The 12,794-nt window shown below is 64.9% G+C and carries 11 protein-coding genes and 1 pseudogene; 3 read left to right on the forward strand and 9 right to left on the reverse strand.

All coding sequences use genetic code 11. The features are described from left to right. The 3 genes and pseudogenes from BMW75_RS29905 to BMW75_RS29390 form a co-directional block, all read left to right on the forward strand. The coding region (locus BMW75_RS29905; RefSeq protein ID WP_175493076.1) for an RHS repeat-associated core domain-containing protein at positions 1-906 on the forward strand (906 nt) is incomplete at its 5' end. Between the two features lie 11 nt (positions 907-917). Continuing rightward, positions 918-1,268, forward strand: coding sequence for a hypothetical protein (locus tag BMW75_RS28995; protein WP_139208477.1), 351 nt, complete (start codon positions 918-920; stop codon positions 1,266-1,268). 485 nt (positions 1,269-1,753) lie between these two features. Next, positions 1,754-1,975: pseudogene (locus tag BMW75_RS29390) on the forward strand (RHS repeat domain-containing protein); the annotation flags it as partial. A gap of 149 nt (positions 1,976-2,124) precedes the next feature. On the opposite strand, the gene BMW75_RS02485 reads toward BMW75_RS29390, so the two are convergent. From BMW75_RS02485 to BMW75_RS02525, 9 genes are all read right to left on the reverse strand, one after another. Next, the gene (locus BMW75_RS02485) at positions 2,125-3,174 is read right to left on the reverse strand and encodes an ABC transporter substrate-binding protein (protein WP_092576338.1); all 1,050 of its coding nucleotides are present in this window, start codon (positions 3,172-3,174) and stop codon (positions 2,125-2,127) included. 89 nt (positions 3,175-3,263) lie between these two features. After that, positions 3,264-4,247: a CobW family GTP-binding protein gene (locus BMW75_RS02490; protein ID WP_092576340.1), complete on the reverse strand. Its 984-nt coding sequence runs from the start codon at positions 4,245-4,247 to the stop codon at positions 3,264-3,266. Next, positions 4,247-5,905, reverse strand: a complete 1,659-nt coding sequence (locus BMW75_RS02495) for an amidohydrolase family protein (RefSeq protein WP_092576343.1) — start codon at positions 5,903-5,905, stop codon at positions 4,247-4,249. Before BMW75_RS02495 ends, BMW75_RS02490 begins: the two co-directional genes overlap by 1 nt. A gap of 5 nt (positions 5,906-5,910) precedes the next feature. Then, the gene (locus BMW75_RS02500) at positions 5,911-7,158 is read right to left on the reverse strand and encodes a metal-dependent hydrolase family protein (protein WP_092576345.1); all 1,248 of its coding nucleotides are present in this window, start codon (positions 7,156-7,158) and stop codon (positions 5,911-5,913) included. A 28-nt stretch (positions 7,159-7,186) separates the two neighbouring features. After that, entirely contained in the window at positions 7,187-8,068 is an 882-nt protein-coding gene (locus tag BMW75_RS02505; RefSeq protein ID WP_092576348.1) for an ABC transporter permease, read from the reverse strand. 8 nt (positions 8,069-8,076) lie between these two features. Further along, complete coding sequence (locus tag BMW75_RS02510) at positions 8,077-9,123, reverse strand: ABC transporter ATP-binding protein (protein ID WP_092576351.1); 1,047 nt, start codon at positions 9,121-9,123, stop codon at positions 8,077-8,079. Between the two features lie 3 nt (positions 9,124-9,126). After that, complete coding sequence (locus BMW75_RS02515; RefSeq protein ID WP_172805904.1) at positions 9,127-9,936, reverse strand: ABC transporter permease; 810 nt, start codon at positions 9,934-9,936, stop codon at positions 9,127-9,129. A 299-nt stretch (positions 9,937-10,235) separates the two neighbouring features. Then, positions 10,236-11,330 (reverse strand): M14 family metallopeptidase, encoded by a 1,095-nt coding sequence (locus BMW75_RS02520; RefSeq protein ID WP_092576357.1) that lies wholly within the window; start codon positions 11,328-11,330, stop codon positions 10,236-10,238. 2 nt (positions 11,331-11,332) lie between these two features. Further along, the gene (locus tag BMW75_RS02525) at positions 11,333-12,676 is read right to left on the reverse strand and encodes an MFS transporter (protein WP_092576359.1); all 1,344 of its coding nucleotides are present in this window, start codon (positions 12,674-12,676) and stop codon (positions 11,333-11,335) included. Positions 12,677-12,794 lie beyond the last annotated feature (118 nt).

Below are 12,794 nucleotides of genomic sequence, written 5' to 3' on the forward strand. Positions count from 1 at the left end.
GAAGAGCAAGCCCGCGTGAACCGCGCGATGGGCTGCTGCACGACGCTATTCGGCTGGGATGGCGACACCCTGGCATGGGAAGGCCACGACGACCAGACCACGCACTACCTCTACGAACCCGGCAGCTTCGTGCCACTGGCCCAGGCGATCAGCCGCAAGCCCATTCTCCTGCACCAGCAACCGGCGTACGCCGGCGCCTATGACATCGACCGCGATCCGCTATGGATATCCTCGCCCGACCCGGACCCGGTGGACGCCATGGCCTGGTATCACTGCGATCACCTGGGCACACCGCAGGAACTGACAGACGCGCAAGGCGAGATTGCGTGGAGCGCGCAGTACCACGCGTGGGGCGCGGCGAAAGAAGCCATCAGCGATGCCGCCCGCGCGGCAGGGATACGTAATCCGATCCGATTCCAGGGGCAGTATCTGGACTCGGAAACGGGCCTGCATTACAACCGGCACCGGTACTATGATCCGCAGATCGGACGGTTCATTACGAAGGATCCGATTGGGTTTGCGGGTGGGTTGAATGTTTATCAGTATGCGGATAACCCGATTGAGTGGATTGATCCTCTTGGACTGAATAAGAAACTGACTGAGGGTCGCGTTTATAGGATGGGGAGTAGCTCCGCCACCAACTTGACGCCGAGACCGGAGAGAGATGCAACCACCGGGCTATCAACAGCACTGGAAAAGCCGACGGGAAGATATCAAACGCTAGATGTTAGAACGTTAAATGAGGGCGGCCTAGATGTAGTTCAAGATGGAAAAAATCACGCCTCCATAAGGCCAACTGACGATTCGGATATGTCGAAACTAAGGGAGTGGGCAAACACGCGAGGAACTGATGCCCGATCCCCTTACACCGATGCCGTAAAAAATCGTGTTGCGACTGACTGTTAACGGAGAGTATTTTGAATACTGAAAAATTAATCTTTGACGCACTTATTTCAGAAAAAAATAAATATAAATCAGATGGAATAAAACTATCTTCAATTGAGGCCAGACTCATTGGGGAAAGTACAGCATTCATCTTTAGCATCTTAATATCCAGGGACTTTTTGCTGGACGAAAGCTGCGACGAAGTAACAATGGAAATAATATCGAAAGATAGAACTGATTACTTTGTTTGCATATCCAACTCGCTGGGCGTCATACACCACAGAGTGAATTTTGTTAACCAAGAAGTGGAACTTATCTCCTATCTAGAAAAATCAAGGCCACTTATGATTGAAGCCTTACAGAAAATATCAACCATAAAATAATCTGGTGCGTGACTATCGAGTTTGTTGTTGCTTCTCCTCCACAAACAGCAAACCATCGCCGGTTCGAACTCATGGGCACAAGACACGCAGGGCATAGGGATTGACGACGCGGCTGACTCGGACGAAAGATGACTCCCCCTACCCTACGACGCGAGCAACACCCATTGAGAAGGGGCACAACCGCTACAACGCACTTTAAGTGGGATCTCTTCAATCGCTTGAGAGGCTACGGCGACGACCGCCTGAAGGTGAGCTACCCGCAAACGCTCAACAACTGAGACTGCGACAGCGACACGCTCGTCCAGGAAAGCCACGACGACCAGGCCACGCACTAGCTCTACGAACCCAGCAGCTTCGACCCGCTCGCCCAGGCGATCAGCCGCAAGCCCATGCTGCCGCATCAGCAACCGGTTTACGCGGATGCCTATGACATCGATCGCGATCCGCTATGGACGACCTCGCCCGACCCGGACCCGGTGGACGCCATGGCCTGGTATCACTGCGACCACCTGGGCCCGCCGCAGGAACTGACAGACGCGCAGGGCGAGATTGCGTGGAGCGCGCACTACCTCGCGTGGGGCGCCGCAAAAGAAGCCATCAGCGATGCCGCCCGCGCGGAGCGGATACGTAATCCGATCCGATTCCAGGGGCAGCATCTGGACCCGGAAACGGGCCTGCACTACAACCGGCATCGGTACTACGATCCGCAGACCGGACGACTCATCGCGAAGGATACGATCAGGTTTGCGGGTGGGTCGATATTTACCAATCGGCCGATGGCAGTGCAATGTTGTGAGCCACATCGCCGATTCAAGCTCATGCCAAGCTCCCCATCAACCCGGCATGAGCCCCCGCCTCAGCCCGCCTTGAACTCCTTATTCCAGAACTCCAGAATATCCGCCTTCTTCTCCGTCAGCCCCTTCAGGTCATACGCGTGCAGCAACTTGACCTCGGCCTCAGTGAACCCCACGCGCTTTAACGCCTCCGGCAGCGACGCATTGGTCACCGTGGGCGCGTAGCCCATTTTTTCGGCGAAGCCGATCTGGCCTTGCGGGTCCAGCATGGCGTTGAGATATGCCCACGCGGCGTCCTTGTTGCGGCTGTTTTTGGCGACGGCGGCTTCGAAGGACACCGGCACGGAGCCTTCCTTGGGGATGACGAAGCCCAGCGGCAGGCCGCTGTCCTTCCATTGCAGCGCGCGGGCCTTCCACATGACGGCGATGGCGATTTCGCCGGATTTGAAGGCGGCGGCGACGGCTTCGTTGGAGGGGTAGATGCGCGGCTCGTTGGGCTTGAGTTTGGCGAGAAAGCGCTTGCCCCCTTCGAAGTCCTTGGTGGTTCCGCCCGCGCCCAGGCCCACGAAGACGGAGTTATAGAGATACAGGATGTCCGAAAAGCCCACCTGTCCTTTCCATTTCGGATCCAGCAGGACCTGCAGCGAGTCGGGCGGCGTGGGGAATTTTTCGGTGTTGTAGACCAGCGTCATCGCGCTGAAGATGTGCGGAATGGAGTACGGCGTCTTCAGCGTTTCGATGGCGTGAGCCAGGTTGGGCAGCTTCTTGGCATCGATGGGCTCCAGGGTGCCGGAGCGCTCTGCGTCGTACATGTCGACTTCGCCCAGCAGCGCAACGTCCATGCTGCCGCGACGCGAGTTCTTCTCGGCGCGCAGTTTGGTGACGCGGCCCACCGCGTTGCCCGTGTCATAGACCACCTTCACGTCTTCTTTGGCGACGATGGGGTTGATGATCTGTTGCAGCAGATTCTGGTAATCGCCGCCCCAGGTGCCCACTACGATTTCCTTTTCGGCGGCGTTCGCCATGCCGGGCAGCCAGCCCAGGGCCGGCGCCAGGGCCAGGCCGGAGGCCGTCTTGATGAAGCCACGGCGATTCAGGTTTTTCTCTTGCATAACGACCTCGTATCGAAAGGAACTGACGACTTGCTACGATGCGCCGCGCGGCAGGCCAGTGCGCTGCGCGGCGTTGGGTTCAACGGTATTCAGACCAGCATCCGCACCGGCGCGTCCGGTGCGGATGCGCGGATCTCGTCGGCCTCGATGTCGCGCGCGATCACGATGATGGCGTCGCGTGCATCGGGCTGCCGGGTCAGGCGCTGCGGCGCGCTGAAGGTCGAGCCGACCGACTGGATCAAGATGGGCTCCTCGCAATCGCTGACGCGCACCACGGCCTTGACGCGCAGCAGGCGCTCGCCGCAAAGGCCGGCCAGGTTGTCCAGCCATTCAGAGAAATCGGTCCAACTGATGCCGGGCTCGGCGCGCGCCGCCATCACGCGGATGCGGGGATGCGCCCCGCCCTGCCCGCCTGCCGCCAGCATTTGCGCGGCCAGGCCGGCCAGGTCCGCGACGCCTTGCGACGGGGCAAAGGCGGCCTGCACGGCGCGCCGCCGGTCCGTGTCGGCAACGATGGCCGCCAGCGGGTTAAGGGCTGCGGCGCGCGCGGCGCGGCGTGCCAGCGCGTCCGGCGCCGCCGGCAATAGATCAGTCTTGGTAAGCACGATGCGATGGGCGGCGCCGAACTGCGCCATGGCTTCGTCCATCTCGGCCAGCGCATCGGGATCGCGCGCGCAGTCGTCGGTGCAGACAACCGTCAGCCGCAGGCCGCGGCTCGCCAGCTCGGGATCCGCCAACGACGCGATGATCGGGCCGGGCCGCGACAGGCCGCTGCATTCCAGGATGACGCGGGCCAGCGGGCCCGCCCCTTCCGGCCGCGGCGCATCGAGCAGCGCGCTCAACGTGAAAACCAGGTCGCTGCGCAGCGAGCAGCAGACGCACCCGTTGGCCATCAAGGTCATCGGCACGTTGTCGCTGTCGTTGGCCACGATGGCGCCGTCCACACCGACCTCGCCCGCCTCGTTGACGATCACACCCGTGTCCCGCGATTCCGGATCGCGCAGGTAATCCACCAGCAGCGTGGTTTTGCCGCTGCCGAGGAACCCGCACAACAGGAACAGATCAACGGCCATCAGGACGCGTCCTCACCGGGTTCGCACGGCGAGCCGGCGGGGGCCCCGCCAATCGGCGGACGCTCGCCGTCGGGATCGTCGGCCCAGCTGTCCTTGACCAGGGCGCGCACGTCCGCCAGCAGTTCGGCGGTGTCATACACCACGCCGGATTTGATGGTGGTGCGCAGGCAACGCTGCCACTCGACCTTGGCCGTATCGTCGTTCAGGCGCATGGCGCCAGTGCCGAAGAGCAACTTGAAGTCGGTCAGCGGATTCTGGTCGTGAATCAGCAGGTCGGCGCGCTTTTGCACGTCGATGGAACCGGTGTCCTCGTCGATGCCCAGCAGCGCCGCGCTGTGCGACGTGGCGGCGCGCAGGACCTCGATGGGATGAAAGCCCGCTTCCTGCAGCAATTCCAGTTCGCGGATGAAGCCGAACCCGTAGATCTGGTAGATGAATCCCGAATCGCTGCCCGCGCAGACGCGTCCGCCCAGGTTCTTGTATTCGTTGATGAACTGCATCCAGAGCCGGTAGTTCTGCTTCCACTCGATCTCGTTGGTGGTGCTCCAGCGATACCAGTAGGCGCCATGGCCGCCGCGCTGGGGCTGGAAGTAACGCCACACCGCCTTCCAGGTGTATTCATCGTGCCAGTCGGCACGGCGCGCGCGCATCAGGTCGCGGTTGGCGTCATAGATGTTGAAGGTGGGCACGAAGGTGTGGCCCAGCTCCAGAAATTCGTCCATGACCTGGCGCCACTTGGGCGAGCCCGGCTGGGCGGCCTGCATGAAGGTCTGGCCCGCCACGGCGAAGCGGTAGTACTCGTCGCTGTAGTTGTAGTCCGTGGGAAAGGACTGCACGACGCGGTCTTCAAAGAGCGCCTCCGGCAGGCCGTAGTAATGCTCGGAACTGGTGAGCCCCCAGCGCGCGGACTTCAGCGCGTTCACGCGCGTCACCGCCATCTGCGCGTGATGGCAGCCCGAGCGCAGGCCCACCTTGGCGGCCTCGTCCAGCGCGGCTTCCATGATGGCGGGCGGCGCGCCGAAGAACTTGATGCCGTCCGCGCCGCGCGCGGCCAGCTTGCGCACCCATTCGCGGCCCTGCTCGGGCGTGTGGATGGTCTTGACGCGATCATTCACCGCCGGGAACACCGAGTGCACGATCATGCGCGGCGCGGCGATCTTGTTGGCGGCGGACAGCTCGCGCTGTTCCATCGTCCAGCCCAGCCCGCCCATCGCGCCCATCTCGCGCACGGTCGTCACGCCGTGGGCCAGCCACAGCTTGTAGATGTAGTCGGCGGGCGGCACGATGCCGCTCATGGCGTGATAAGGCGTGCCGATGTGGGCATGCGCGTCCACGAAGCCCGGCGTCACGAACTTACCGTGGCAATCGATCTCGTGGTCGCCCGGCCCGGGCCGGCGCTTGGGGTCGATGGCCTTGTGCGGCGTGCCCACATTGACCAGCGCCGTGATGCGTTCATTCTCGATGACGATGTCGACCGGCCCCCACGGCGGCGCACCGGTGCCGTCGATGATCGTGGCTCCGCGCAGGATCAGCCGCGGAAACGGCCCGAGGCCGCGGTCGCGGGGCGCCGGCGCCGAGGGCGGATGCCAGCCCTTGGCGGCATTGACGTCGCGCGACTCTTCGCCGACTTCCGACTGCGAAAACGTGGGATCGTTCATGGCCCCTACACCCCCAGTTCGTTGTGTTCGATGACCCCGCCCTTCATGATCAGGCCGATGTGCTCGCCCTGTCCCAGCAGGCAGGACAGATCGCGGTAGGGATTGCCGTCGACCAGCAGCACGTCCGCCAGCGCGCCTTCCTGGATGCGGCCCAGTTGCCCCACCTGGTTAAGCACTTCGGCGGCGGTCGTGGTCGCGCACTGGATGACTTCCTGCGCGGACAGCACCTCGTTGCGGATGCGGAATTCGTCGCTTTGCAGGCGCTGGGACGGGCCCAGCAGGTCCGAGCCGTAGCCGATCTTCACGCCCGCCTTCTTGTAGATCTCCAGCGAATGCAGGCCGGCGGTGCGCACGGTCGCGATCTTGGCCACCGAATCGGGCGGCAGGCCATAGTCGGCGCCTTCGTTGGCAAGCGCCTCGTAGGTGACCAGCGTCGGCACCACGAACGCGCCCTTCTCGGCCATGAAGCGCGCCACGCGCGCATCGACCAGGTTGCCGTGCTCGATGGTGCGCACGCCGTTGCGGATGGCGCGCTCGATGGCGTCGGCGGTATAGGAATGCGCCATCACATAGGTCTGGCGGCTGGCGGCCTCGTCGACGATGACGCGGATCTCTTCTTCCGAATAGCCGAAGGACGCGATGGGATCGGTGGGCGAAGCCACGCCGCCCGAGGCCATCATCTTGATCTGGTCCGCGCCCATCTGCAGTTCCTGGCGCACGGCCTTGCGCACGTCGTCGATGCCGTCCGCCACCCGGCCGATGTCGCCGGCGCGAAAGCAGCAGCCGCAGAAGCTCATGGGGCGCAGGTGGTCCGAACGCGGTCGCGGATCGCCGTGGCCGCCGGTCTGGCTGATGGCGCGCCCCGAGATGAACAGGCGCGGCCCCTTGACCGTGCCCTCATTGACGGCGCATTTCAGGCCCCAGCCCGCGCCGCCCGCGTCGCGCACCGTGGTGAAGCCGCGGCGCAGCATCGCGGCCATGATGGGCACCGCGCGCATCATGACCAGCGCATCGGGCAGCACGCCCTGCGTGCTGAGATTCAACTGCGTGGCCAGCACGTGCACGTGCAGGTCGATCAGGCCCGGCATTAGCGTGCGGCCCGCGGCATCGATCACGCGCGCTGAGGACGCGCCGATCGGCTTGTCCGACACTTCCTTGATGACGCCGTCTTCCACCAGCACATGGTGTCCCTCCAGCAGATCGGGCTGCAGGGGATCGAGCAGGTTCGCGTTCTTGAACAATACAGCGGACATGGGGAGTTCCTTGTGGGTAGCGTCGCGGTCAGGACGCCATGGTCTTGATATAGCGGCGGTGGATCAGCCAGTTCGAAACCAGCGCGATGATGAGCGTGCCGCAGACCAGGATGACCGCCAGCGCGGCGCCGAACGGCCAGTTCGAGGCCTTGGTGATCTGGTCGTACAGCGCGGGCGCCATCATCGTCAGGCCCGAGCCGCCCAGCAGCACCGGTGTGGCGTAGGCATTCATGCACAGAATGAACACCAGCATCGTCCCCGCCGCCACGCCCGGGGCGGCGATCGGAAGCACGATGCGGCGGAACGTGGTGAAGAAGCTGGCGCCCACGTTGCGCGCCGCCTCTTCCACCGACAGGTCCATGCCTTCGAGCACGCTTTGCAGCGTCAGGATCAGATAGGGCATGACGACAGCGGTGGTGCCGATCACGACGGCGGTGGGCGTGTACATCAGGGTCAGCGGCTTGTCGATGATGCCCAGCCCCTGCAGCACGGCGTTGACGACGCCGGCGTTGCCCAGCGCGACCATCCAGCCCGCCGCGCGCACCACGTTGCCCACCATCAGGGGAAACACGAGCAGGATCACGAACAGGCTCTTGAACCGGCTCTGCGTGCGCGCCAGGAAGTACGCCACCGGAAAACCCAGCACCAGGGCCAGCACGGTGCACAGCGCCGCGATGCCCAGCGTGGTGAAGAAGATGTCGCGATAGTAGGGATCGCCAAAGAACTTGGCGTAGTTCTCGAAGGTGAAGGCCGTCTGCATCATCTCGACGGGGTCGAAATGATTGAAGCTGTAGCGCGCGAGTTGGAGGATGGGGATCATGATGATCACCAGCACCACCAGCGAAGCCGGAAATGCCAGCCCCGGACCCAGCCAGCGGCTGGGCCGCCCGTCCTGCGTTGCGGTCGTCATGTCGCCTCCTATTGCGTGAAGGCCACGCAGTCGTCGGGCTCGAAGCACGCGTAGACGCGCGCGCCGGCGACGGGCGGCGCGGCGCGAGCGCCGCCATTGACGACCTGGCTGATCATGCGGTCGCCCCCATCGAGCTGCACCCGCACCTCCAGCACCGACCCCAGGTAGAGCGACGATTCGACGACGCCCGCCAGCGCGTTGCCGCCCGAAGGCTGCGACTGCAGCCGCACCCGCTCGGGCCGCACACCCACATGCGTGGCCTTGCCGCCGCCGGGCGCGGCGATGCGCTGGCCGGCCTGGGTCTGGAACTGGTCGTCGGCCTGGCCGCGACCCGTGAAGACGTTCATCTTGCCCAGGAAGTCGGCCACGAAGAGATTGGCCGGCCGCTCGTAGAGCGTGTCGGGCGCGCCGACCTGCTGCACGATGCCGTCATGCATGATCGCCATGCGGTCCGCGATGGCCAGGGCTTCCTCCTGGTCGTGCGTCACGAAGACCGTGGTCAGGCCCAGGCGCCGCTGCAGGGCGCGGATTTCCTCGCGCACCTCCAGGCGCAGCTTGGCGTCAAGGTTGGATAGCGGTTCATCCAGCAGGAACACCTTGGGCTCGATGGCCAGCGCGCGGGCGATCGCCACGCGTTGCTGCTGGCCGCCGGAAAGCTGGCGGGGATAGCGGTCGCGCAGCTCGGTCATGCGCACCATGTCCAGCACGCGGCGGATCTTGGCGTCGCGGTCGGCCTTGGGGACTTTGTGCATCTCCAGGCCGAACGCCACGTTCTCGGCCACCGTCATGTGCGGGAACAGCGCGTAGCGCTGGAACACCATGCCGGTGTCGCGCTTGTGCACGGGCAGCCTGGTGACGTCCGTTTCGCCGATGCGGATCCGCCCCGCCGTGGGCGTGATGAAGCCGGCGATCATGCGCAGCGTCGTGGTCTTGCCGCAGCCGCTGGGGCCCAGGAACGTGACCAGCTCGCCCTCGGCGATCTCCAGGGAAAAGTCGGACACCGCGACCGCCGCGCCGAACTGCTTGCGGATGTTCTCGATTGAGACCTTCGCCATTTCTTACACCACCTGACTGAGTTTCACATAGCGGTCGGTCACAAGCATGATGATGCCCAACAGCAGGATTTGTACCGAGGCCACCGACGCGATCGTCGGGTCCAGGTTGAATTCGAGGTACTGCATGATCGCGATCGGCAGCGTAGTGCGTCCGGGCCCCACCAGCGACAGCGACAGTTCCAGGTTCTCGAAAGACACCACGAAGCTGAACAGGGCGGCCGCGACGATGGAGGGACGCAGCATGGGCAGCGTCACGCGCAGAAAGGCCTTGGGAGCGCTGGCGCCCAGGTTGCGCGCGGCCTCTTCGATGGAGCCGTCCAGGCCGGCCATGCCGGCCGTGACGAGGCGCACGGTCCACGGGATAGTGAGGCACACGTGGGCGATGACCAGGCCGCCGAAGGTGCCGACCAGATCCTGGTCCAGCACGTTCTCGGCGCGCAGGTAAAAAAGATAGATCCCCACGCCCGCGACGATGCCGGGGATCAGCAGCGGCGAGAGCAGCAGCGTGTTGACGCCCTTGCTGCCCGCGAAGCGATAGCGCGCGATGGCGACCGCCGCCAGCACGCCCATGACCACGCCGATGAACGCGGCCACCAGCGACACCTGCAGGCTGAAGATGAAGCCATTGGCGAACGCGGGGTTCTCCCAGGCTTTCACGTACCAGGACAGCGTGTAGCCCGATGGCGGGAAATAGAGGATGGCGTCCTTGAAGAAGCTGAGCCAGACCACCAGCACGATGGGGCTGAGCATGAACGCATACATGAGTACCACGAAAACGCGGTGCAGCCACGTGGCCCACGGGATCACGCGCAAAGGCTTTTCCCGCAAGACCGCGACGGCTGGGTCCAAAGGAGGTGCATTCTGCAAATCCGGATCCTTTCAGCAACTGCCGGCTCGGTTTGAAACTCCTCCGGAGACTCTTCGGCCTCTACGGTTAACCAAGCATATCTAGCGGTTGCTGCGCGGCTCAAGTAGGGATAACCCACGACACGCCAAAAGTCGCGGGTTATCCCTGCGGTAGCCCCACAACCGGTGCAACCTGCCGTAATGCAACGGCCGGGCAGGTGCAACCCGACGCTCGCGGCCGCAGCTACCGGGCAGCGTCCGGGCAGCTACGGCGCCGCCTCCAGGCCGCACAGCGCCTGCAACACCGCCACGCGGGTCTGGCCCAGCACCATGCCGTGCCAGTCTTCCTGCCCGCAATAGAACGCGTCCTTCGTGGCACGCAGGATGTCGCGGCGCAACGCGTCGTCCGCATCCGGATGCGCACGCAGCCAGTTGCGTCCGCGCAGCGCGTGCACCACCTCGTCCCATCGCAGCGTGCCAAATTCCAGCGCCATCAAGGTGGGCTCGGACGTCGGGCAGGCGTCGTAGATCAGCCCGGCCAAATGGCCCGTGATGTCCACCGAGGCCGAACTGCCCTGGTAAGGCACCGCGAGGTCGCTGCCCCACCATTGCCGCGCGCGCGCCACTTGCACGTCGTCGCGCCGCCCGGCATAGATCTTCTCGCCGTGGCCGCGCGGACCCAGTCCGGTGTGCACGTCGATCCAGCCGATGCGCGCGTGCCGGCTGGCGTGGGTCCGCAGGATCTCCCGCAGGTTGAGCAGCGACGGCGCATGGCGCGCGCCGCCGTAGAACAGGCCATCGGGATGCGTGTATTGACCGCGCGACACCGCCTGCGTCGTGGCGGCTAGCCCGTGTTCGTCGATGTGGCGCGCGATGGCCTGCCGGTTCTGCTCGGTCGGCGGCCACGTCTGCGGCAGCAGCAGGTCATGGATGTCGCCGTAGCCGGGATTGGCCGGCAGCGGCCCGCCGTCGAAGGGCTGGGCATTGCGGTTCAGGTCCACGTTGTCCTCGTCGGTGCGGGCGATCCAGGAAAAGCCGTAGGGATTCACGGCATGGACCAGCAGCAACGCCACGCCCGCCTGGCGCGCGCGTTCCAGCATGGGCGCGTCATCCAGCAGCGCAAGCTGGCAGCCCGATCCGCAGAAGCCTTCCACGCCGTGCGTGGCCGACGTCATGATCAGCAGGCGCTGCGCGTCGGCATCGCCGATCAGCGCCACGTCCGTGGCCAGCGGCTCGCCCTGGCTGCCCGTCGGCGCGATGGCGTAGGACTGCACGTGCGAGGCCAGCGGCGCGGCCGCGGCCAGGAAGCGCTCGCGCGCCTGCGCATAGCTGTCGGAAAAATAGCGATTCGGCGATGGCATGATCAGGGCTCCTGGCTGTCGATGTCGTGGCCGGTGCGGTCCCGTATCCAGAACAGCACCACGGTGGAAAGCGTCACGGTGACCATCAGGTACCAGGCGGGCGCCATCGGGTTGCCGGTCACGTGCAGCAGCCACGTCACGAAGAACTGCGCGAACCCGCCGAAGACGGAGATGCCCAGCCCGTACACGACCGACATGCCCGTGGTGCGCACGGACTTGGGGAACAGTTCGGGCAGCATCGTGATCACCGGCGCGGTCTGCATCGCGAGCAGCACGGCCAGCAAGGCGATGACCGTCATCAGCCGGCCCGTGCTGGGCGCGGACACCAGCCATTCGAAGCACGGCAGCAGCGCGCATACCGTGACGGCGCGCGACCAGAAGATCACGCGCTTGCGGCCGACCCGGTCGGCGAGCATGCCGACCATGGGCGCCAGCACGAAGCCGATTGCACCCAGCACCACGCTGGCCAGCAGCGTGGACGTGGCGGGCAGCCCGAGTTCCTTGGTGGCGTAGGCCGGCATGTAGAAGCCGATGATCTGCGCGCACACCATCCCGCCGATCACGAGCAGAATGCCTTTGGTGACCGTGCCCTTGTGCTCGGCAAACACCCGCCGCAGCGGCTGATGGCCCGCCACGGCCGCCCGCCGGTCGCCGGTGGCGGGCGTGGGCGCGGGCGCGGGTTCCAGCGTTTCTTCCAGGTTGCGCCGGATGTACGCGCCCACCGGCACCGTCAGGATGCCGATCACAAAAGGCACGCGCCAACCCCACTCCTGCATCTGCGCCTTGGTCAATGCCGCCGTCAGGACGGCCACGGTCAGCGCGCCCAGCATCACGCCGAGCGACTGGCTGCCGAACTGCCAGCTCGAATAAAAGCCGCGCTTGCCGGGCGGCGCGTGTTCGACCAGAAGCGTCGTCGACGCGCCCACCTCGCCGCCCGCCGCGAACCCCTGGATCAGCCGCGCCAGCACCATCAGGACCGGGCCCAGCACGCCCATCTGCGCGTGGGTGGGCGCCGCCGCGATGAGCGCGCAGCCCAGGCCCATCAGCCACAGCGTCAGGGTCATTGCCGCGCGCCGCCCATGCCGGTCCGCGTACGACCCGATCAGCATCCCGCCGACGGGCCGCATCAGGAAGCCCACGCCGAAGGTGGCGGTCGTCAGCAGCAACTGGCCGTACGCGGACGCCGCCGGAAAGAACAGCGGCCCGATGACCAGCATCAGGAAGGTGAAGACGGTGAAGTCGAAGAACTCCAGCGCGTTGCCGATGGTGGTGCCGGCAATGACCCGGCGGCGCATCGACGGCGCGTACAGCGCATGACCGCCCGATGCGGCGATGGCAATAGACATGTTTTCCCCTTGATGTCCGGTCGGGGCAGCCCGTCCGTGGCTCCGGACGCTTTGCCTGCCCCATCGCCGTGAATATACGGATGGCGCACGATAAGAAAAAGACAGTATTTTTGTTCTA

Origin of the sequence: Achromobacter sp. NFACC18-2 (assembly GCF_900108985.1) — a bacterium.
GTDB lineage: Bacteria > Pseudomonadota > Gammaproteobacteria > Burkholderiales > Burkholderiaceae_B > Achromobacter.

Coding starts and splice junctions, on each gene's coding strand:
- BMW75_RS02525 (WP_092576359.1), bottom strand. CDS start 12,676: ATGTCTATTGCCATCGCCGCATCGGGCGGTCATGCGCTGTACGCGCCG.
- BMW75_RS02490 (WP_092576340.1), bottom strand. CDS start 4,247: ATGGCCGTTGATCTGTTCCTGTTGTGCGGGTTCCTCGGCAGCGGCAAA.
- BMW75_RS02520 (WP_092576357.1), bottom strand. CDS start 11,330: ATGCCATCGCCGAATCGCTATTTTTCCGACAGCTATGCGCAGGCGCGC.
- BMW75_RS02500 (WP_092576345.1), bottom strand. CDS start 7,158: ATGTCCGCTGTATTGTTCAAGAACGCGAACCTGCTCGATCCCCTGCAG.
- BMW75_RS02485 (WP_092576338.1), bottom strand. CDS start 3,174: ATGCAAGAGAAAAACCTGAATCGCCGTGGCTTCATCAAGACGGCCTCC.
- BMW75_RS02495 (WP_092576343.1), bottom strand. CDS start 5,905: ATGAACGATCCCACGTTTTCGCAGTCGGAAGTCGGCGAAGAGTCGCGC.
- BMW75_RS02510 (WP_092576351.1), bottom strand. CDS start 9,123: ATGGCGAAGGTCTCAATCGAGAACATCCGCAAGCAGTTCGGCGCGGCG.
- BMW75_RS02505 (WP_092576348.1), bottom strand. CDS start 8,068: ATGACGACCGCAACGCAGGACGGGCGGCCCAGCCGCTGGCTGGGTCCG.